Below are 20,380 nucleotides of genomic sequence, written 5' to 3' on the forward strand. Positions count from 1 at the left end.
AATCTGGGCGTTCCGGAAAACGGGACCACCGCTTTCGGGGGAACCCAGGCATGCGCGCGGGAGTTCGGCCGCGGTGCCCCCTCCCTAACCCTCCCCCGCTTCGCAGGGGAGGGGACTGCCGCCGATTTGCCCTAAAACTCCCTCTCCCGCGAAGCGGGGGAGGGAAGGGGCCCGCGGCGAAGCCGTGGGAAGGGAGGGGGCACCGCGTCGGAACTCACCGCCCCCGGAACTCCGGCTTGCGCTTCTCCAGGAACGCCCGGTAGCCCTCGCGGAAGTCTTCCGTGCCGAAGCAGTGGTAGCATTCGGCGATCTCATCCTCGCTCAGCGGGGTCGGGTCGGCGAGGCGGCGGACGAACTGCTTGTGCAGGCGGGCGGCCAGCGGGGCGCCGCCGGCGATGCGCTCGCAGGTCGCGGCGACCTCGCCCTCGAACTCGGCCTCCGTCACGATGCGGTGGACGAGGCGCTTGTCCTTGGCCTCCGCCGCGCCGAACACGCGGCCTTCCAGCAGGATTTCCAGCGCCGCCGGCCCGCCGGCGATGTCGTAGACCAGCTTCAGTTCCGGCAGGGCCATGGAGATGCCGAGCCGGCTGACCGGCACGCCGAAGCGGCTGTTGTCGGTGCAGACCCGCAGGTCGCAGGCCAGCGCCACCGCCAAGCCGATGCCGCAGCAGGCCCCCTGAATCGCCGCCAGCGTCGGGTGCGGCAGCTCGCGCAGCAGGTTCAGCCCTTCGTCCATCAGCACGCCGTAGTCGGCGCCCTGTTCGGGGCTGTTGCGCTCCGTCTCGAACTCGGAGATGTCGGCACCGGGGCTGAAGGCGCGCCCGCCGGCTCCGCGCAGCACCACCGCGCGCACCGAGTCGTCGGCGCCAAGCTGCCGCAGCAGCGGGATCAGCGCGTGCCACATCGGCTTGTCGAAGGCGTTCAGCTTGTCCGGGTTGCTGAGCGTCAGGGTGGCGACGACGCCCTCGCGCGTCAGGGTCACGGTGCCGGGCATGGGCTTGGAAGGCTCCCCATCCATTTGGTTGCGTATGGCCATTCGGTTGCGTATGGGAAATGCACAAACACCCGCACGGCTTTCCCGTCAAGCGGTTCGGCGCTGGACCGGAAGCCCGCCGCTCCCCATAGTTCGGAAGCGAGACCTGGGTAAATGGGACTTGGTGGATGGGAGACGACGCCGCGATGCGAACCGGACTGGCCGCGCTGATGCTGGTGGGAACCTTGGCCGCTTCACCCGCGCTGGCAGCGAAGGATGAGTTGGTGATCGGCCTGACCCAGTTCCCGTCCAACTGGCACCCGTCGGTGGAGGCGATGTCGGCCAAGGCCTACATCCTGTCCATGGCCCGCCGGCCCTTCACCGCCTACAACGCCGACTGGCGGCTGACCTGCATGCTCTGCACGGATCTGCCCGCGCTGGACAAGGGCACGGCGGAGTATGAGACCCGGCCCGACGGCAAGCAGGGCATCAAGGTCACCTACACCATCAACCCCAAGGCCACCTGGGGCGACGGCAAGCCGGTGACGACCGAGGACGTGCTGTTCACCTGGACCGTCGGCAAGCACCCGCAGAGCGGCTACGCCAACGCCGACCTGTTCGCGCGCGACATCGTCGCCATCGACGTGAAAGACGAACGCACCTTCACCATCCACCGCGACAAGCCGGTCTGCACCTACGCCGAGATCAACGATTTCGAGATCCTGCCCTCCCACCTCGAAAAGCCGGTGTTCGACGCGGACCCGGCCAACTACCGCACCCGATCCAAATACGAGACGGACACCACCAACCCCGGCCTCTATTTCGGCCCCTACCGCATCGCGCAGGTGGAACCGGGCAGCCATGTGGTGCTGGAACAGAACCCGACCTGGTGGGGACCGAAGCCGGCCTTCAAGCGCGTGATCGTCAAGGCCATCGAGAACACCTCCGCGCTGGAGGCCAACCTGCTGGCCGGGCAGGTCGACATGGTGCCGGGGGAGACGGGCCTGCCGCTGGATCAGGTGCTGGCCTTCGAGAAGCGGCACGGCGGGCGTTTCAACGTGGTCTACAAGCCCGGCCTGTTCTTCGAGCATGTGGAGCTGAACCTCGACAACCCGGCGCTGGCCGACGTGCGGGTGCGCAAGGCGCTGCTCTACGCCATCGACCGCGAGGCGATCTCCAAGCAGCTCTACGACGGGCGCCAGCCGGTCGCCCACAATGAGATCAGCCCGCTCGACCGCGTGCACGCGCCGGGCTACCCGACCTACCCCTACGACCCCGCCCAGGCGGCGAAGCTGCTGGACGAGGCCGGCTGGAGCGAGCGCCGCGCCGGCGTGCGCCACAACGCCAAGGGGGAGCGCCTGTCGCTGGAGATCATGACGACCGCCGGCAACCGCTCCCGCGAGGTGCTGGAGCAGGTGCTCCAGGCGCAATGGCGGCAGGCCGGCGTCGAGGTGCGCATCGTCAACGAGCCGCCGCGCGTCCTGTTCGGCGACACGCTGGAAAAGCGCCGCTTCAAGTCCATGGCGCTGTTCGCCTGGGTCAGCGCGCCGGAGAACATCCCCCGCACCATCCTGCATTCCAGCATGATCCCGACGGAGGCCAACAATTGGGCCGGCCAGAACTACACCGGCTACAAGAACCCGGAGATGGACAAGGTCCTGGAAGACCTGGAACACGTCTGCGAGCCCGACGCCAACCGCGCCCTGTGGGCGAAGATGCAGACCATCTACGCCCAGGACCTGCCGAACCTGCCCCTGTTCTTCCGCGCCGATCCGTATGTTTTGCCGCAATGGCTGGACGGGGTGGTCCCGACCGGGCATCTGGACAGCAGTTCGCTGTGGATCGAGACGTGGAAGCCGAAGGGGTGAGGCGCGCGCCCTGCGTGCCCCCTCCCTCCCACTTCGTGGGTCCCTCCCTCCCCCGCTTCGCGGTGGAGGGTGATTTAACTCCCTCTCCCGCGAAGCGGGGGAGGGTTGGGGAGGGGGCATCCGTGTCCATAACGTGCGCATGACCCGCTTCCTCGCCTCGCGCCTGCTCCAGGCGCTCGTCGTGCTGCTCCTCATGAGCCTTGCGGTCACCGTCCTGATGACGCTGATGCCGGGCGATCCGGTGGACATGATGCTGGCCGGCAACCCGCGCGCCACGCCGGCCGACGCGGCGCGGCTGAAGGCGCTGTACGGGCTCGATAAGCCGCTGCTGGAGCGTTACGGGCACTGGCTGCTGGCCGCGCTGTCCGGCGACTTCGGCTTCTCGCGGATGTACGCGCAGCCGGTGCTGTCGATCCTCGGGCCGCGGCTCGGCAACACGCTGGTGCTGCTGGGGGCGGCCATGGCGCTGACGCTGGCGGTGGCGATGCCGCTGGGCGTCTACGCGGCGCGGCGGCCGCACGGCTGGGCGGACAACGCCATCAACCTGTTCTGCTTCGCCGGCATCTCGGTGCCCGCCTTCTGGCTGGCGCTGCTGCTGATCCTGCTGTTCGCCGTGGAGCTGCAATGGTTCCCGGCCTCCGGCCTCGGACCCGTCGGCGGGGAGAGTTGGTGGGAGCGACTGCCCTACCTCGTGCTGCCGGTGGCGTCGCTGACGCTGTCCAGCATCGGCGGCTACACGCGCTACGTCCGCGCGGCGATGATGGGGGAACTGCGGCAGGACTACATCCGCACCGCCCGCGCCAAGGGGCTGGGGGAGCGCCGCGTGGTCTGGCGCCACGCGCTGCGCAACGCGCTGATCCCCATCGTCACCATCGTGGCGCTGGAGTTCGGCGCCCTGTTCTCCGGCGCGCTGGTGACCGAGACGATGTTCGCCTGGCCCGGCATGGGAAAGCTGATCTACGACAGCATCATGGGCAACGACCTGAACGTCGCGCTGGTGGCGCTGCTGTTCGCCACGCTGACCACGCTGGTCGGCAACCTGCTGGCCGACATCGCCTACGCCGCGCTCGACCCGCGCATCACCTTCAAGGGCGGGGAATCGTGAGGCTTCTGCCCTTCCTGCGGCGCTTCGCCCGCCACAAGCTCGCGCTGGGCAGCGCCCTGCTGCTGCTGGTCCTGGCCGGCGCCGCGCTGGCCGCCCCCTGGGTGGAGACGTGGATGGGGGTGGAGGCGACGGGCGTCAGCCTGCTCGACCGCTTCGGCCCGCCGTCGTTCGCTCATCCGCTGGGCACGGACGAGCTGGGGCGCGACGTGCTGGTGCGGCTGCTCTACGGCGGGCGGGTGTCGCTGTTCGTCGGTGTGGCGGCGGCGCTGGCCTCGGGCATCCTGGGCACGGGCATCGGGCTGCTGGCGGGCTATTTCGGCGGGCGGCTGGACGACCTGCTGATGCGCTTCACCGACGGGCTGATCGCGCTGCCCCTGCTGCCGCTGCTGATCGTGCTGGGTGCCATCGACCTGATCCGCCTCGGCGTCCCGCCGGAGGTTGCGGGCAGCGAGGACGCCAGCCTGATCCGCATCGTCGTGCTGGTCGCCCTCTTCGGCTGGACGACGGTGGCGCGGCTGGTGCGCGGGGCGACCCTGTCGGCGCGGCGGCGCGACTATGTGCTGGCGGCCGTCGCCATGGGGGCGGGTAGCCGCCGAGTCATGCTGGCCCACATCCTGCCGAACGTCGCGGCCCCCGCCGTGGTGGCGACGACGCTGACCGTGGGCAACGTGATCCTGCTGGAGTCGGTGTTGAGCTTCCTCGGCCTCGGCATCCAGCAGCCGCTGCCCTCCTGGGGCAACATGCTGACCAACGCGCAGGAGATGGTCGGTACGGCCCCCTTGCTGGCGGTGTGGCCGGGGCTGCTGATCTTCCTGACGGTGATCGCGGTGAATCTGCTGGGGGACGGCTTGCAGGACGCACTGGACCCGCGGACGTCGGGGAAGCGGTAGATGCGCGTGCCCCCTCCCTAACCCTCCCCTGCTGTCGCAGGGGAGGGGACTTGGGCGAAGCGGCGGCAGTCCCCTCTCCCTCGAAGAGGGGGAGGGTTAGGGTGGGGGCAACAGCGCCTATTTCTCCCGCTGGAACTTCGGCGTCCCGTTCACCTTCGGCAGCAGGCGCACCGCGTAGGGGCTCGTCTGCATCTGGGCGACGGCCTGGGCCGGTCCCGGCACGCGCTCGTGGTAGCCGACCTGGAGTTCGCCGTCGGCCTGCCGCACGCTGTCGATGGCGACGCCGTAGCCCGCCGTGTCGCGCGGGCCGAGGAAGACGGCCACCGCCATGCGGTCGTCGGGCAGGGAGACCGGGGCCGGCTCGCCGATGCGGGACCACAGTTCCGTCCATTCCTGCGGGCTGCGGGCGACGACGTAGGCCCGCTCGAAGGCCTGGCTGCGGTCGCCGTGCCAGTAGGTGCCGGGCGTGCCGTCGGTGGGGAGCAGCGAGCGCGACGCCGTCGGCAGGTCCGAACCCGTCTGGCAGGCGCCCAGAAGCGGCAGGGCGATAGCGAAAGCGATCAGGGCGGCGGTGGGCGTCGTCGGTCGCATGTGGTCAGGCGCTCCGGGGCAGGAGGGTCTCGACCAGCGTGGCCCAATAGCTGGCGCCCGTGGTCAGGATCTCGTCGTTGAAGTCGTAGTGCGGGTTGTGCAGCCGGCAGGCCGGGCCGCCATGTCCATCGTTGGCATGCCCGCCGTGGCCCAGCCAGACATAGGCGCCCGGCCGCTCGCGCAGCATGTAGCTGAAGTCCTCCGCCCCCATGGACGGATTGGGCGCCCAGGCCACGTTGGCCTCGCCCACCACCTTGGCGGCGACCGCCGCGGCCAGCCGCGCCTGAGGCTCGGTGTTGACGGTGGCGGGGTAGCCGGGCCGGTACTCCAGCGTCGCCGTCGCGCCGAAGCCGGCGGCGATGCTTTCCGCCAGCCGGCCGAGCTGCTCGCGGATGCGGGCGCGGGTCGGCTCGGCGAAGGTGCGCACGGTGCCGTGCAGCTTCGCCTCGTTGGGGATGACGTTGAAGGTGGTGCCGGCCTCGACCCAGGTGACGGAGACGACGGCGCTGTCCGCCGGGTCGGTGCCGCGGCTGACGAGGCTCTGCGCCGCCGTGATGATGTGGGCGGCGACCAGCACCGGGTCGATGCCCCGGTGCGGCATGGCGGCGTGGCCGCCGTGACCCTCGATGGTGATGGTGAACTGGTCGGCCGCCGCCATGACCGGGCCGGGGTGGACGGCGATGCTGTTGGCCGGCAGCTCCGGCCAGTTGTGCAGGCCGAAGACCTGCTCGCAGTCGAACTTCTCGAACAGCCCGTCCTCGATCATCCTGCGGCCGCCGCCCTTGCCCTCCTCGGCGGGCTGGAAGATGAAGTGGACCACGCCGTCGAAGTTGCGCGTCTCCGCCAGATAGCGGGCGGCCCCCAGCAGCATGGTGGTGTGGCCGTCGTGGCCGCAGGCGTGCATGGCCCTGGCGTGCCGGGAGGCGTGGTCGAAGCCGTTGGCCTCCGGCATGGGCAGCGCGTCCATGTCGGCGCGCAGGCCGATGCTGCGGCGGCCCGGACCGCTGCCGGCCAGCGTGCCGACCACGCCGGTGCCGGCAAGGCCCCGGTGCACCGAAATCCCCCAGCCGGCCAGCTTTTCGGCCACGAGGTCGGCGGTGCGGTGCTCCTGGTAGGCCAGCTCCGGGTGGGCGTGGATGTCGCGCCGCCACGCGGTCATGTCCGCCTGGAATTCGGCGATGCGGTTGATGATGGGCATGTCTCTGACGGTCCCTGTTGCGGTCCCTGGCCGGTCAGGCGGGAACGGCCATGCCGCGCTTCACCGCGGGGCGTTCCGCCACCATGTCGTGCCAGCGCTTCACGTTGGGGAAGCGGTCGGCCAGCGTGCCGTCCGCCGCCAGGGCCACCGCGAAGAAGGGATAGCAGGCGATGTCGGCGATGGAGTAGGTGCCGGCCAGATGCTCCGCCCCGGCCAGCCGCTCGTCCATGGCGGCGTAGCAGCGGGCCAGCTCCTCCTTGAAGACGTCGATGGCGTAGGGGATCTTTTCCGGCGCCCGGACCGCGAATCGGAACTTGTTCATGCCCGAGGGGCCGAGGTCGCTGATGCCCATCATGAACCAGCTCATCGCCTCGGCGCGGTCGTCCACGCCTTCGGGCAGCAGGCGGCCGGTGCGCTCCGCATAGTGCAGGAGGATGGCGCCCGATCCGAACAGCCGGCGCTTCTTGCCGCCGGGCAGGTCTTCCACGATGGCGGGAATCTTGCCGATGGGACTGATCGTCCGATAGTCGGGCTGCAGATGGTCCCCCGCCAGTAGGTCGAGCTTGTGGACCTTGTAGGTCAGCCCCAGCTCTTCCAGCAGGATGGACGCCTTGTGCCCGTTCGGCGAGGCGAAGGTGTACAGCGTGATCATGGGTGCTCGTCCCCCTCCTCTGGCCCCTCCCGCTTGCGCGAAAGCGTTCTTTGACCACTACTTTCGCCGATTTGCGCGCGGAAGGCCAGAGGATGCGGCGCTCGGGGGTGGGGAGCGCTGGCACTTACCCCCTCGCCCATCGGGAATGGGCGAGGGAGCTTTGGTGAGTGCGTTACACCGCCCGGCTGTGCCGTCCCGCACCCGTGGACAGGTAGGTGTCGAAGCGCGCCGCCACGATGCGCATCAGCGGGCGGGCGGACTCCGGCACGGAGACCCGGCGCCCTTCGACCACCGCGACCCCGTCGGCCACCAGATCGTCCATGGCGGCGAGGTCGGCGTCGAAGGCCCCGGTTTCCAGCCCGTGCGCCTCGGCCACGGCACCCACGTCCACCGCCAGATCGCACATCAGCCGTACGATCAGGTCGCGGCGCAGCCGGTCCTCGGCGGTGAGAGGCAGCCCCTTGGCGGTGGCGAGATTGCCCGATTCAATGGCCTGGGCGTACTGGTCGAAGGGCACGGCGTTCTGCACATAGCCCTGCGGCAGCGCGCCGATGGAGGACGCGCCGAAGCCCAGCAACACCTCGGCGTCGTCGGTGGTGTAGCCCTGGAAGTTGCGGCTCAGCCGGCCCTCGGCCTGCTGCACGGCCAGCTCGTCGTCGGGCTTGGCGAAGTGGTCCAGCCCGATGGGGCGGAAGCCGGCGTTGGTCAGCACGTCGGCGATGGCCGCGAACTGCTCCCACCGGCCGAGCGTGTCGGCGAGCGCCGATTCGTCGATCTTCTTCTGGTGCGACTTCATCCACGGCACATGGGCGTAGCCGAAGACCGACAGCCGGTCCGGATTCATGGACAGCGCGATCTCGGCGGAGCGCGCGACGCTCTCCACCGACTGCTTCGGCAGGCCGTACATCAGGTCCAGGTTGACGTGGGTGATGCCGTTGGCGCGCAGCCATTCCAGCGTCCGCTCGGTCATCTCGCGCGGCTGGTGGCGGTTGATGGCGCTCTGAACGTCGGCGTCGAAGTCCTGCACGCCGAGCGAGGCGCGGTTGACGCCGGCGCGGCCCAGCGCCTCCGCCATTTCCTTGGTCAGGGTGCGCGGGTCGATCTCCACCGCGATCTCCGCGCCGTCCACCACGTCGTAGCGGTCGCGCAGCAGGGCGATCAGCGACTCGAAATCCTCCGGCGCCATCATGGTCGGCGTGCCGCCGCCGAAATGGATGTGCCGCACCTTCAGCCGGCCGGGGATGATGTCGGCGACCATGCCGACTTCCTTGCGCAGATGGCCCAGATACTCCGCGATAGGGGCGTAGCGCGCCACGATCTTGGTGTGGCAGCCGCAGTACCAGCACATCTGCTTGCAGAAGGGCACGTGCAGGTACAGCGAGCCCGCGTGGGCGGCCGTGTCCAGCCCGGCCAGCCAGCCGCGGTACACCTCCGCCCCGACGGCGGGGGTGAAGTGCGGCGCGGTCGGGTAGCTGGTGTAGCGGGGCACGCGCAGCCCGTCATACTTGGCGAGCAGGCCGGCGTTCAGGCTGGCGGCGCGGGGGGCGGTGGCGGTGAGGGGCACGGGGGAGATCGCGTTCATGGCGGGGAGGATCGTTCAGCCCCGATCCTAACGCTTTGACTCACGTCAAGCGAATGTTTGTCTCATCCTTTTGCGCGAAACTCCGTCCAGTCCCCGCTAGCTCATCGCCCAGCTGGGCATCCCCGTCAGGGCGGCGGCCATGCCCTCCGCCGCGCTGGTCAGGTCACCGCCGGAGAAGGTCATCTGCCCGCTGACCGCCTCGATCCTCTGGAACAGCCGCTCGTACTTGCGGAAGATCTTCTCCCGCTCCTTGTCGCTCTTTGCGTCGTCCAGCTCTTCCTCGTACCGGATGGCGATCTTGCCGTGGGCGTTGAAGGCGTGGGCGCCGGCGATCTCGCGGTACTGGTTGGCGAGGTCCTTGTCCTCGGCGAACAGGCGTTCGATCTTGGCCTTGTCCGGGTGGTCGCCGCGCACCGTGACGCTGCCGTCGGACGCGACGTCCAGCTGGACCGGGATGCGCGTGTCCACGTCGGCCAGCGTGAAGCGGCGGTTCAGCGTGTCGGCGAAGGCGGCAGTTTTTTCCTTCAGGACCCCGGCAAAATTCTCCAGGCGGCAAAGTTTGCCGGTGTCCGCGGCAGCCGATCCGGAGAGGTCGGACGCGACCGGCGGCGGACAGGCCGACGCGGCGTCGGCCTCGTTGGCCGCTGCCAGGGTAAGCTCGGCCAAGCCCGTGACACGCGCGCCGCCGCCCGTGGCGCTGGTGCCCAACATATTGACCGTAAAGGCGGAATTCTGGGCGTCGGGGGCGCTCTCGTCCGCCAGGATGGCGGAAAAGGACGACTCCGACACGGCGGAGACCCTGGTCGTCGGGCGCTGAATCGCGGCCTCGGCCTTCAGCCGGTCGGCGGCGGAAATGACGGTCATACGTCTCTCCCGGTGTTTTCTTGTGGGGGCGTACAACCGAAACTCTGCAAGTGCCTTGCCGGAGTGGGCCTTGCCGGAATGGCTCACGCCAGCCCGGCCAGGCGGTCCTCCAGATGCTTGTGCAGCAGGTCGAGGTTCATGCGGTTGGCCTTGAAGGCGATGTCGAAGACGGTGCCCAGCACGGGGACCGAGCCGCCCGCCCAGTCCAGCACCACATTCGCGATCATGCGGGCGAGCAGGGTCTTTGGGATGCCGAAGCGGCTCGCCTCCAGGATGATGTAGGCGGACACGACGGCGGTCGCCGTGTCGCCGACGACGGGGAGCAGGCTGGCGATGCCGTCGAGCCCGACGGGGATCCGGGTGCCCGGGATGCGCCAGCGGGTGTCCATCAGCCGTGTCAGCCACCGCAATCGTTCCAGCCGCCCGAAGTCGATGTCGATGGCCGGCGACGCGGCCGAGGCGCGTGTGTGGGCGGAGGCGGGCGCGGCGGGACGGGTGCGGGTGGCGGTCATGGCTGTCACCGGGGGCTGGAGGCTCTGCCGGATGGTTTCGTGTTCGAACAACCCGTGGCTGCGGCGTCGGTTCCCGGCTTATGCCTCCGGAGTGCGATTAGCGCGCCGGCGACGCCACCCGTGCGGCGCGCGCGGTCCCGGCGGCGTAGAGCACCGCGTAGCCGAACAGGGCCGAGACGATGGAGCCCGCCAGCACGCCCAACCGCACCGCCACCGCATGCTCCGGGTCGGGGAAGGCGAGGGTGCCGATGAACAGGCTCATGGTGAAGCCGATGCCGGTCAGCATCGACACGCCGTAGAATTGCGCCCAGTTCGCCCCGGCCGGCAGGGTCGACAGCCCAAAGCGGATCGCCAGGCCGGAGGCCAGAAGGACGCCCACCTGCTTGCCCAGGAACAGGCCCAGCGCGATGCCCAGCGGCACCGGCTCGGTCAGGCTGGACGGCGTGATGCCGGTCAGCGAGACGCCGGCGTTGGCCAGCGCGAAGACCGGCAGGATCAGGAAGGCCACCCAGGGGTGCAACGCGTGCTCCAGCCGGTGCAGGGGGGAATCCTCGTGCCCGTTCTCGTGCCCGTCTTCCGCCCCGTTGCCGTCGGCGCGCAGCGGGATGGTGAAGGCCAGGGCCACGCCGGCCAGCGTGGCGTGCACGCCCGACTTCAGAACGCAGACCCACAGCACCAGCCCCAGCAGCATGTAGGGCGTCAGGCTGCGCACCCCGATCAGGTTCATCCAGAACAGCCCCAGCCCGGCGATGGCGGCGAAGCCCAGCGCCATCGGCACGATCCCGTGGCTGTAGAAGGCGGCGATGATCACGATCGCGCCCAGGTCGTCCATGATGGCGAGCGCCAGCAGGAAGATGCGCAAGGACGTCGGCACGCGCGAGCCCAGCAGGGCCAGAACCCCCACCGCAAAGGCGATGTCGGTGGCCGCCGGGATGGCCCAGCCCTGCAGGGTCACCGGGTCGCCCCAGTTGAAGAAGACATAGACCAGCGCCGGCGCCGCCATGCCGCCCAGCGCCGCGATGCCCGGCAGCATGGCCTTGGCGCGGTTCGACAGCTCGCCGGCCAGCACCTCCCGCTTGATCTCCAGCCCGACAACCAGGAAGAAGATCGCCATCAGCCCGTCGTTGATCCACAGGATCAGCGGCTTGTCGATGCCGACCCCGCCCGCCGTGACGGTCACCGGCAGGGCCAGCAGCGCCTCGTACAGCGGGGCGGCGGCGGAGTTCGCCCAGACCAGGGCGACGGCGGAGGCGATCATCAGGGCCACCCCGGCGGCGGCCTCGTTCTCCAGGAAGTCTCGGATGGCGGGGAGTTTCATCGCGGCTCTTCTCGGTTGTCCGGCAGGTCTTCGCGGTGGGGCTTCGTCAGGGGATCAACACGAAGGGCGCCGAAGGGTGCTCTGGAATCGTAAGAGCCGGGATGTGGGGGTTATCGGCCGAAAGGTGAAGCCAAGCCCACGCCGGATTGCGGCGAAACGCCGCGCCGGCCGGTGTGTTTGGAACCTAAATCATTATTAATGAAACAGTTTCATGGGCTGTTTGTTGGCCATAGCCACGCCAACGAACGGCCATATGTCGATTGCTCGCTGGCGCGGGGGCGGCTGGTGCGCGAAGAATGCGACCACCAACGACAAAGACCCGACGGCAAGTCGGGACATACGCCAAGAAAACTGGCGCCAAGAAAACTGGCCAGGATTTGGGAGGAATTGATGGGAACTTTGTACTGCGCGTGCTGCGGCCAACCCTTCCAGCGCACGTCGGCCCGCGGCCCGGCGCCGCTCTACTGCTCGCGCGACTGCCGCCGGCAGATGGAGGTCCGACGCCGCGTCTGGTCGTCGATGGAGGCGGTGCCGTCCACTTCATCCATTGCCCCGGCCCAGGCGGCCTGGGGGCTGCGCCGGCACGGCGGCCGCCTCGGCCGCGCGGCGTCGGCCTGACGGGCTCCATCAAGACAAGCCATCATGAGAGGGCACCCCCGGCGGGTGCCCTTTGCGTTTCGGTCCTTTCCCATTCGCCCGCTTTTTGCACATTTTGTTGTCGGACCGCAGGGACCCCCTCTAAAACGGGCCAACGCCCACACCATATGTGTGGTCGTCCCCAAGGAAGGGCTTCACCGAACACGGCCATGACCCAGACCACTCGATCCACCCGCACTCAGCCTCGCTCTCCGGCTCGCGCCTTTGCCGCCATCGCCCTGGCGCTGGCCGTCGCGCTGACCGCCGGCACCGCCGACGCCCGCGCGGGCAAGAGCAGCTCGATGGGCAGCCGCGGCACGCGCACCTACGAGGCTCCGGCCACCACCAACACGGCCCCCCACACGGCCGCGCCGATGGAACGCTCCATGACTCCGGCCCCCTCGCCGGGCATGCAGCAGCGTCCGGGCATGGGCGCGCCGGCCCCGGCCCCGCAGCCGGGCGGCTTCTTCTCGCGCGGCGGCTTCCTGCCGGGCCTGATGGGCGGCCTGATCGGCGCCGGCATCGGCGGGCTGCTGTTCGGCGGCGGCTTCTTCTCCGGGCTGGGCAGCTTTGCCGGCATCCTGGGCTTCATCCTCCAGATCCTGCTGGTGGTCTTCCTGGTCCGCCTCGCCATCCGTTTCTTCCGGAACCGCTCCGAAGGGGCGGCCCGGCCGATGGGCATGAGCATGGGCAGCCCCGGCACCGCCTACGCCGGCCCGACGCAGGGTGCCCCGATGGGTGCTCCGCTGAACCGCGACCCGGCGGACGTCGGCTATAACCCCCTGAATGGCGGCCCCCTGAATGGCGGTCCGGTGGGCGGTGGCGCCGCGTCCGGGTCCCGTCCGGGCGTCGGCCGCGACGACGTCGGCATCGGCCCGGCCGATTACGAGGCGTTCGAGCAGACTCTGGTCACCGTCCAGACCGCCTACGGGCGCGAGGATCTGGCCGCGCTCCGTTCCGCCGCGACGCCGGAGATGGTCTCCTACTTCGCGGAGGAGCTGGCCCAGAACAGCAGCCGCGGCGTGGTGAACAAGCTGTCCGACGTCCGCCTGCTCCAGGGCGACCTGGCCGAGGCGTGGCGCGAGGCCAACATGGAGTACGCCACCGTCGCCATGCGCTTCTCGCTGGTCGACGCGACGGTGGACCGCGTCACCAACCGCGTGGTGGAGGGTGATCCGAGCCGCCCGGTCGAGGCGACGGAGATCTGGACCTTCACGCGCTCGCGCGGCGGCCGCTGGCTCCTGTCGGCGATCCAGCAGACCCGCTGATCGGTTCCAATCCACGCTGTTGAAATCTGCAAAGGGGTGCCCGAAAGGGCGCCCCTTTCGTTTTTTCCGGACTCCTCTGGACGGGCGGGCCGTGTTAGAACATATCAGGAACATAAACCTGTCGAACGGACGCGAGTCATGCCCGATGTCCAGCCTTCCGCAGCCATCCAGTCCCCGCCGGGCCAGTCCTCTCCGGGCCAGTCCCCTCCGGACCGCGCCGCGCTGCTTGCCGATCTGCGCGCCCGCATCCAAAAGATCGAGGGGCTGGGCGGGGACAGCGCGCGCCGACTGCCCTTCGGCGTGCCCGATCTCGATTCGGCCTTGCCGGGGGGAGGGTTGCCGCTCGGCTGCCTGCACGAGGTCGCGGCGGAGGACCCCGGCGCCGGCACGGCCTTCGCCGCGGGGCTGCTCGCCCGGCTTGGAAGCGTTGCGGGGCCTGTGGTTTGGCCTGTGGTTTGGATCGTGCGCGGGCGCGACCTGCACGCCGCCGGGCTGGCCGCCTACGGGCTGACGCCGGACCGGCTGATCGCCGTGCGCGCGACCCGCGACGCCGACGCGCTGTGGGCCATGGAGGAGGCCTTGCGCTGCAAGCGCCTGTCGGCCGTGCTGGGGGAGACCGGCGCGCTGGACCTGACGGCGAGCCGGCGACTGCAACTCGCCGCCGAGTCCTCCGGTGTGACCGGAGTCCTGTTGCAGCTCGGCCCGCGCCGGTCTTCCGCAAGCGCGGCGGTCACCCGCTGGCGCGTCGCGTCCGCCCCCAGCGCGCCGCAGGAACCCGGCGTGGGAGACCCGCGCTGGTCCGTGGCGCTGGAGCGCTGCCGAGGCGGCCGTCCGGGCGCATGGTTGCTGGAATGGCGCGACGGCGCGCTCGCGGCAGCCACGACAGTGACGACGACACCGAAGCGGACGACACCTGCGCCGGCGACCGCTCAGCCGGTCACGCGCCTTCCGGTCGGACGGCTGGCCGATGTCGCCTGATGTCCGTCACCGCGTCAGTAGTCGGTCGCCCAATCGGGCTCCTTGCGCGCGGCCTCGCCTTCGGCGTCCGCGTCCAGGGGATAGGGCGTGTCGTCCGCGTAGAGCGGAAGCTGGCGGGCGAACTCCGCCGATTGCTCGGCCCGGCGTTGCTCCAGCAAGCGAGCGGCCAAATGAGCGGGCAGCATGGCAGGCCTCCTTCTGAGCGTCGGGGGAGCCTCGGGGAGCGGTCCTATGACCGCCCTCGGCCCACCCCGTCCTGTGTGCCTGATTGCTATCATGCAAGCTACGGGCCTATGAGTGAGCCAGATCACCTCTTTCGGAAACTTTAACGCCGTCTGTTCCTTTTTAAGGGCGGTCGGCCCATAGTCCTCGCCACTAGGCCCCGCCACCGCGCTTTCCCCGATGCCCTTTCCTCCGAGACCGACCATGGACGCCGAAACCTGCTCCGCCTGCCTAAAACCTCAGCACCTGTGCGTTTGCGAGGCGGTGGAGCCGATCGACAACGCCGTTTTCCTGCTCATCCTCCAGCACCCGCAGGAAAAGCGCGAGGCGCTGGGGACGGCGCAGATCGCGCATCTCCAGTTCAAGAACTCGGCCCTCAAGGTGGGTCTCAGCTGGTCGAACCTGAAGCGCATCCTGGGCCGCGAGGTCGATTACAAGCGCTGGGGCGTGCTCTACCTCGGCCCGGTCAAGCAGGGCGACAACGCGCCGAAGGCCGAGGTCGCCGTGGTGGACAAGAACGGCAGCGTCCAGAAGGACAGCGATCTGGTCCTGGCTGATCTGGAAGGCGTCATCGTGCTGGACGGCACCTGGAGCCAGGCCAAGACCCTGTGGTGGCGCAACCCGTGGCTCCTGAAGTGCCGCCGGATCGTGCTGCACCCGCAGTTCCGCTCCCTCTACGGGCAGGCCCGCAAGGAGCCGCGCCGCGAGAGCGTCTCCACCCTGGAGGCCGGCGCCTTTCTGCTGTCCCGTCTGGAGGCCGACCCGACCGTCCTGGACCGCGCGCTGAAGCCCTTCTCCCTGCTGCTGAAAAAGCTGCGCGCCCCGCGCCCACGCCGGGTCCTGCCGCCGAAGGAGGCACCGGCGGCGTCCGTGGACGCGGACGCTCCGGCGAACACGGCCCCGACGAACATGGCCGAAGGGGAGGGCGGGGCGCCTTGAAGGCAGTAAGGAATTTCCTTACTATAATGCCATCCGCTCATGGAGGCCGTCATGATCACCAGTAAGCTGACGAGCAAGGCGCAGACAACCATCCCGCAACCCGTGCGTACGGCGCTGGGGTTGCATGAGGGTGACGAGATTGCCTACAGCATCGAGGATGGGCGCGTCATTTTGACCCGTGCGGCGCGGGTGGAAGCGGTGGACGATCCCTTCCACACCTTCACGGAGTGGGACAGCGAAGCGGACCGGCGGGCCTATGCCGACCTTTGATGTTTGGGACGTCGTCAAGGTCCCGTTTCCCTATGCGGACCGGCCGGTGCGTCAGCGTCGGCCGGCTCTGGTCGTGGCCGCCGGGGATCTCCAAACCAATCACTGTCTGATTTGGGTTTTGATGATCACCAGCGCCGATAACCGGGGCTGGCCCAGCGACGTCGAAGTTTCCGACCTTGCCGCAGCCGGATTGCCGGCCCCCTCCGTCGTGCGCACGGCGAAGATTGCCGTAATCGATTCTCGCGATGCCCAACACTTGGGCACGCTTGCGCCGACAGACCGGCGGGATATCGCCACACGCCTGACCAATCATCTCTCTTCCGCCTTTTTGGAGTAGCCCTCGCCCGGACGGGGCAAGCCCTGCAACCGATGCGCCCTTGCGTTGTTGAGGTTTCATTGGCCGGCACGGCCTCAACCGAGGGAGCGTTCCATGAGGGGTGTTCTTCTGTGGCTTGTCGGGATCCCGATCCCGGTCATCATCCTGCTGTATCTGTTCCATGTCATTTGACGGGGTGATCTGGCCGGTTGGTCTGGTCGGGATGGCCGGCGCCGCTTGACGGTCCGGAGCGGGGGTGCCACATGCGTTTCCGCGCCCGCCCTTTCGGGGCGCACGGAAGAGAAGAGGATCATGGCCCGCGATTTCGTCCCATTCGGAGTCACCGTCTGCGGCATCGACGAACTGAACGGCTTCTGCGAGGCCGGGGTGACGCATGTGCTGTCGATCCTCGACCCCGGCCATCCGGAGCCAACCGCCTTCGGCGCCTATGGCGAGCATGAACGGCTGGAACTGCGCTTCCACGATATCATCGACCCCTTCATGGGCCAGACCCTGCCGCAGCGCTCGGACGTGGAGCGCATCCTGGCCTTCGGCCGCGACCTGCTGGCCGAGCCGGCGGGGGTGGGCGGCCTGCTGGTGCATTGCCATGCGGGCATCTCGCGCTCCACGGCGGCGCTGACCATGATCCTCGCCCAGGCCCGCCCCGACCGCCCGGCCGCCGACGCGCTGGCCGCCGTGGTGAACATCCGCCACAAGGCCTGGCCCAACCTGCGCATGATCGAGTTCGCCGACGATCTGCTGGGCCGCAAGGGAGAACTGGTTGCCGCCGTCCGTGCCCGCCACAACGCCTACGGCAAGGAGCGGCCCGATCTGGTCCAGTTCCTGATCGACAACGGCCGCGTCCGCGAGGTCGCCGATCTGATCGACTGATTTTCACCGGAAATTCCGGCCCTCCGGGAAGGCGCCGGCGGACGGGGGCCGCCGCGTCGGCTCCGGTTCCAGCAATTCCTCCAGACGGTGGGTCAGGTCGAGCAGGCGTTCGACGCGCAGGTGGATGACCTCGCCACCTTCCGGGTTGGGCGGGCCGTCCTTCTCCACGCGGCCGGTCGCGGCGATCAGGCGGGCGCCGAGGATCGGCTTGCGGAACTTTTCGAACACGTCCGGCAGGATGACGAGGTTGGCGATGCCGGTCTCGTCCTCCAGCGTGATGAAGATGACGCCTTTGGCGCTGCCCGGCCGCTGGCGCACCAGCGGCAGCCCCACCACCGTCAGCCGCGCGCCGGGCCGCGCGCTGCGCAGCCGCTCCGCCGGGGCGACGCCCGAAACGCCGTCCCGCAGCAGCGCCATGGGGTGCGCCTTCAGCGACAGGCACAGGCTGCCGTAGTCCATCACCACATGCTCGCCGAGCGCCATGGCCGGCAAGGCGACCTCCGGCTCGGCGAGGGCGGAGTCGTCGAGGCCGGCGAACAGCGGCAGCGGCTGCTCCCCCAGCGCCTTCACCGCCCACAAGGCCGCCCGCCGGTCGAGCCCCGTGGAGCGGAAGGCGTCCGCCTTGGCCAGCCGCTCCAGCGCCGCGACCGGCAGCCGAGCCCGGCGCCACAGGTCGTACGGGTCGCGGTAGCCGTTGCCGCGCGACAGGACGAGGCGGTGGGCTTCGTCCTCCGTGATCCCCTTGACGAGCCGCAGGCCCAGGCGCAGGGCGTGGCGGCCATCCTTCCCCTCGCCCGCCTCCGGCGGGAGAGGGGGGGACCCACCGCTTCGCGGTGGGGGGGTGAGGGCAAGGTTTCTCGGGATGACCTTGCCCTCACCCTCCCATGCGAAGCATGGGCCCCTCCCTCTCCCGGCGGAGCCGGGCGAGGGAGTTATCGGCTCCAGCGTGCAATCCCAGTCCGACCGGTTCACATCCGGGGGCAGCACCTCCACCCCGTGCTCGCGGGCGTCGCGGACGATCTGGGCGGGGGCGTAGAAGCCCATGGGCTGGCTGTTCAGCAGGGCCGCCGCGAACACGTCGGGGTGCCAGCGCTTCAGCCAGGCGGACACGTAGGCCAGCAGGGCGAAGCTCGCCGCGTGGCTTTCCGGGAAGCCGTATTCGCCGAAGCCCTCGATCTGCTTGAAGCAGCGCTCGGCGAAGGCGCGGTCGTAGCCCTTGGCGACCATGCCCTCGACGAAGCGGTCGTGGAAGGTGTGGACCAGCCCGGTCTTGCGGAAGGTCGCCATGGCGCGGCGCAGCCGGTCGGCGTCCTCCGGGCTGAAGCCGGCGCCGACGATGGCGATCTTCATCGCCTGTTCCTGGAACAGCGGCACGCCCAGGGTCTTCTTCAGGACGGCTTCCAGCTCCGTCGAGGGATAGTCCACCCGCTCCGCGCCGGTGCGGCGGCGCAGGTAGGGGTGCACCATGTCGCCCTGGATCGGGCCGGGGCGCACGATGGCGACCTCGATCACCAGATCGTAGAACTCCTTGGGGCGCAGGCGGGGCAGCATGGACATCTGCGCCCGGCTTTCCACCTGGAACACGCCCAGGCTGTCGGCCCGGCACAGCATCTCGTAGACCGCCGGGTCGTCCTGCGGGACGGCAGCCAGCGTCATGGGGTGGCCGTGGTGCCGCTCCAGCAGTTCGAAGCCCTTGCGCAGGCAGGTCAGCATGCCCAGCGCCAGAATGTCCACCTTCAGGATGCCCAGCGCGTCGATGTCGTCCTTGTCCCACTCGATGGTCGTGCGGTCCTCCATGGCCGCGTTGGCGACGGGGCACAGGTCGCTCAAGGGGCCGCGCGTGATGACGAAGCCGCCCACATGCTGCGACAGGTGGCGCGGGAAGCCGATCAGTTCTCCCGCCAGTTCCAACGTCTGCTTCAGGCGCGGGTCGTCGGGGTCGAGGCCGTATTGGCGGGCGCGCTCCTCGTCGATGCCCTCGCGGCTCCAGCCCCAGATGGAGCCGGACAGCCGCGCCACCAGATCGGCCGACAGCCCCATGGCCTTGCCGACCTCGCGGATGGCGCCGCGCGCGCGGTAGCGGATGACGGTGGCGGTCAGGCCGGCGCGCTCCCGCCCGTATTTGCGGTAGATGTACTGGATGACCTCCTCGCGCCGCTCATGCTCGAAATCGACGTCGATGTCCGGCGGCTCGTTGCGGGCGGCGGAGATGAAGCGTTCGAACAGCAGGTCGAACTTGGCCGGATCGACCGCCGTGACGCCCAGGCAGTAGCAGACTGCCGAGTTCGCCGCCGACCCGCGCCCCTGGCACAGGATGTCCTGCGAGCGGGCGTAGCGCACGATGTCGTGCACGGTCAGGAAATAGGGCGCGTAGCCGAGCTGCCCGATCAGCGCCAGCTCGTGCCTCACGGCATCCGCCACCTTGTCCGGCACGCCACCAGGGTAGCGTTCCACCGCCCCACGCCACGTCAGGTCGATCAGGGTTTCCTGTGGGGTGCGCCCGTCCTCCGCCACCTCGTCCGGATATTCGTAGCGCAGCTCCTCCAGCGAGAAGCGGCAGGCGTCGGCGATCTCCACCGTGCGGGCGACGGCCTCGGGGTAGCGGCGGAACAGGCGGGCCATCTCCACGCCGGCCTTCAGGTGCCGCTCCGCGTTGGCGGACAGCAGCCAGCCGGCCTCGTCGATGGTGGTGCGGTTGCGGATGCAGGTCATCACGTCGGCCAGTTGGCGGCGGGCGGGCGCGTGGTAGAGCACGTCGTTGGTCGCCACCATCGGCACCCGCTCCGCCTCCGCCAGCCCGGCGAGCCACGCCAGCCGCCGGGAATCGTCCCCCCGGTAGCGGTGGCTGGCCGCGAGGTGCAGCCGCCGGCCCAGATCGAAGCGCCATGCCCGCAGCTCGTGGACGAAGGACTCGTCGCGCCGGTCGGGCGGGACCAGCAGGAACAGCATTCCCTCCGCATGCTCCAGCACGTCCTGGCGGCCGATGAAGCAGGCCCCCTTGGGTGCCCGCCGCTTGCCCAGCGTCAGCAGGCGCGACAGCCGCGCGTAGGCAGCCCGGTCGGTGGGGTAGGCGAGCAGGCTGGCCGCATCGGTCAGGTCCAGCCGGCAGCCGACCACCAGCCGCAGCCCGTGCTGCTTGGCCGCCTTGTGCGCCTGCACCACCCCGGCCAGCGAGTTGCGGTCGGTCACCGCGATGGCCGCATGGCCGAGCGCTGCGGCGGTCAGCGCCAACTCGTCCGGGTGGGAGGCCCCCTCCAGGAAGGTGAAGCTGGTGGAGACCTGGAGTTCAGCGTAGGGGGTCAAGGCA

Annotated in this window: 20 protein-coding genes; 10 read left to right on the top strand and 10 right to left on the bottom strand. The window is 69.6% G+C overall.

The features are described 5' to 3' along the window. Positions 1 to 214 precede the first annotated feature (214 nt). Positions 215 to 994, bottom strand: a complete 780-nt coding sequence (locus ACSVC7_RS01505) for an enoyl-CoA hydratase-related protein (RefSeq protein ID WP_448204068.1) — start codon at positions 992 to 994, stop codon at positions 215 to 217. 185 nt (positions 995 to 1,179) lie between these two features. On the opposite strand from ACSVC7_RS01505, the gene ACSVC7_RS01510 reads away from it, so the two are divergent. The 3 genes from ACSVC7_RS01510 (at position 1,180) to ACSVC7_RS01520 (ending at position 4,836) form a co-directional block, all read left to right on the top strand. Continuing rightward, positions 1,180 to 2,841, top strand: coding sequence for a peptide ABC transporter substrate-binding protein (locus ACSVC7_RS01510; protein ID WP_448204069.1), 1,662 nt, complete (start codon positions 1,180 to 1,182; stop codon positions 2,839 to 2,841). Positions 2,842 to 2,980: 139 nt separating this feature from the next. Then, positions 2,981 to 3,946, top strand: coding sequence for an ABC transporter permease (locus tag ACSVC7_RS01515; RefSeq protein WP_448204070.1), 966 nt, complete (start codon positions 2,981 to 2,983; stop codon positions 3,944 to 3,946). Further along, on the top strand, positions 3,943 to 4,836 hold the full coding sequence (locus ACSVC7_RS01520; protein ID WP_448204071.1) for an ABC transporter permease: 894 nt from the start codon (positions 3,943 to 3,945) through the stop codon (positions 4,834 to 4,836). Before ACSVC7_RS01515 ends, ACSVC7_RS01520 begins: the two co-directional genes overlap by 4 nt. Before the next feature lie 117 nt (positions 4,837 to 4,953). On the opposite strand, the gene ACSVC7_RS01525 is transcribed toward ACSVC7_RS01520, so the two are convergent. The 7 genes from ACSVC7_RS01525 to nhaA all read right to left on the bottom strand — a co-directional run bounded on the left by ACSVC7_RS01525 (position 4,954) and on the right by nhaA (position 11,553). Further along, the gene (locus ACSVC7_RS01525) at positions 4,954 to 5,427 is read right to left on the bottom strand and encodes a protease complex subunit PrcB family protein (RefSeq protein ID WP_448204072.1); all 474 of its coding nucleotides are present in this window, start codon (positions 5,425 to 5,427) and stop codon (positions 4,954 to 4,956) included. Positions 5,428 to 5,431: 4 nt separating this feature from the next. Next, entirely contained in the window at positions 5,432 to 6,625 is a 1,194-nt protein-coding gene (locus ACSVC7_RS01530; protein ID WP_448204073.1) for a M20 aminoacylase family protein, read from the bottom strand. A gap of 34 nt (positions 6,626 to 6,659) precedes the next feature. Next, positions 6,660 to 7,277: a glutathione S-transferase family protein gene (locus ACSVC7_RS01535; RefSeq protein WP_448204074.1), complete on the bottom strand. Its 618-nt coding sequence runs from the start codon at positions 7,275 to 7,277 to the stop codon at positions 6,660 to 6,662. A gap of 172 nt (positions 7,278 to 7,449) precedes the next feature. Then, on the bottom strand, positions 7,450 to 8,859 hold the full coding sequence (gene hemN / locus ACSVC7_RS01540; protein WP_448204075.1) for an oxygen-independent coproporphyrinogen III oxidase: 1,410 nt from the start codon (positions 8,857 to 8,859) through the stop codon (positions 7,450 to 7,452). Positions 8,860 to 8,955: 96 nt separating this feature from the next. Further along, positions 8,956 to 9,723 carry a hypothetical protein gene (locus tag ACSVC7_RS01545; RefSeq protein WP_448204076.1) on the bottom strand — a complete coding sequence of 256 codons (768 nt, stop codon included), beginning with the start codon at positions 9,721 to 9,723 and terminating at the stop codon, positions 8,956 to 8,958. A gap of 83 nt (positions 9,724 to 9,806) precedes the next feature. Then, on the bottom strand, positions 9,807 to 10,235 hold the full coding sequence (locus ACSVC7_RS01550) for a DUF4112 domain-containing protein (protein ID WP_448204077.1): 429 nt from the start codon (positions 10,233 to 10,235) through the stop codon (positions 9,807 to 9,809). A gap of 97 nt (positions 10,236 to 10,332) precedes the next feature. Beyond that, entirely contained in the window at positions 10,333 to 11,553 is a 1,221-nt protein-coding gene (gene nhaA / locus ACSVC7_RS01555) for a Na+/H+ antiporter NhaA (protein WP_448204078.1), read from the bottom strand. A 390-nt stretch (positions 11,554 to 11,943) separates the two neighbouring features. On the opposite strand from nhaA, the gene ACSVC7_RS01560 reads away from it, so the two are divergent. From ACSVC7_RS01560 to ACSVC7_RS01570, 3 genes are all read left to right on the top strand, one after another. Continuing rightward, a complete protein-coding gene (locus tag ACSVC7_RS01560; protein WP_448204079.1) occupies positions 11,944 to 12,171 on the top strand; it encodes a hypothetical protein in 228 nt (75 codons plus the stop codon). Between the two features lie 188 nt (positions 12,172 to 12,359). Further along, positions 12,360 to 13,457, top strand: coding sequence for a Tim44 domain-containing protein (locus ACSVC7_RS01565; protein WP_448204080.1), 1,098 nt, complete (start codon positions 12,360 to 12,362; stop codon positions 13,455 to 13,457). Between the two features lie 138 nt (positions 13,458 to 13,595). Continuing rightward, positions 13,596 to 14,435: an ImuA family protein gene (locus ACSVC7_RS01570; RefSeq protein WP_448204081.1), complete on the top strand. Its 840-nt coding sequence runs from the start codon at positions 13,596 to 13,598 to the stop codon at positions 14,433 to 14,435. Between the two features lie 14 nt (positions 14,436 to 14,449). Here the strand turns inward: ACSVC7_RS01570 and ACSVC7_RS01575 are convergent, their stop codons facing one another. Then, entirely contained in the window at positions 14,450 to 14,620 is a 171-nt protein-coding gene (locus ACSVC7_RS01575) for a hypothetical protein (protein ID WP_448204082.1), read from the bottom strand. A 241-nt stretch (positions 14,621 to 14,861) separates the two neighbouring features. Here ACSVC7_RS01575 and ACSVC7_RS01580 point away from each other — a divergent pair, with 241 nt between their 5' ends. The 4 genes from ACSVC7_RS01580 (at position 14,862) to ACSVC7_RS01595 (ending at position 17,073) form a co-directional block, all read left to right on the top strand. Beyond that, the gene (locus tag ACSVC7_RS01580; RefSeq protein ID WP_448204083.1) at positions 14,862 to 15,596 is read left to right on the top strand and encodes a tRNA-uridine aminocarboxypropyltransferase; all 735 of its coding nucleotides are present in this window, start codon (positions 14,862 to 14,864) and stop codon (positions 15,594 to 15,596) included. Between the two features lie 51 nt (positions 15,597 to 15,647). Beyond that, complete coding sequence (locus tag ACSVC7_RS01585) at positions 15,648 to 15,866, top strand: AbrB/MazE/SpoVT family DNA-binding domain-containing protein (protein ID WP_448204084.1); 219 nt, start codon at positions 15,648 to 15,650, stop codon at positions 15,864 to 15,866. After that, positions 15,853 to 16,203, top strand: coding sequence for a type II toxin-antitoxin system PemK/MazF family toxin (locus ACSVC7_RS01590; RefSeq protein ID WP_448204085.1), 351 nt, complete (start codon positions 15,853 to 15,855; stop codon positions 16,201 to 16,203). Before ACSVC7_RS01585 ends, ACSVC7_RS01590 begins: the two co-directional genes overlap by 14 nt. 291 nt (positions 16,204 to 16,494) lie before the next feature. Continuing rightward, positions 16,495 to 17,073, top strand: coding sequence for a tyrosine phosphatase family protein (locus ACSVC7_RS01595; protein ID WP_448204086.1), 579 nt, complete (start codon positions 16,495 to 16,497; stop codon positions 17,071 to 17,073). A 3-nt stretch (positions 17,074 to 17,076) separates the two neighbouring features. Here ACSVC7_RS01595 and ACSVC7_RS01600 read toward each other — a convergent pair whose 3' ends face one another. After that, on the bottom strand, positions 17,077 to 20,376 hold the full coding sequence (locus ACSVC7_RS01600) for an error-prone DNA polymerase (RefSeq protein WP_448204087.1): 3,300 nt from the start codon (positions 20,374 to 20,376) through the stop codon (positions 17,077 to 17,079). Positions 20,377 to 20,380: the final 4 nt, after the last annotated feature.

This window comes from Azospirillum mesophilum, from assembly GCF_053470405.2.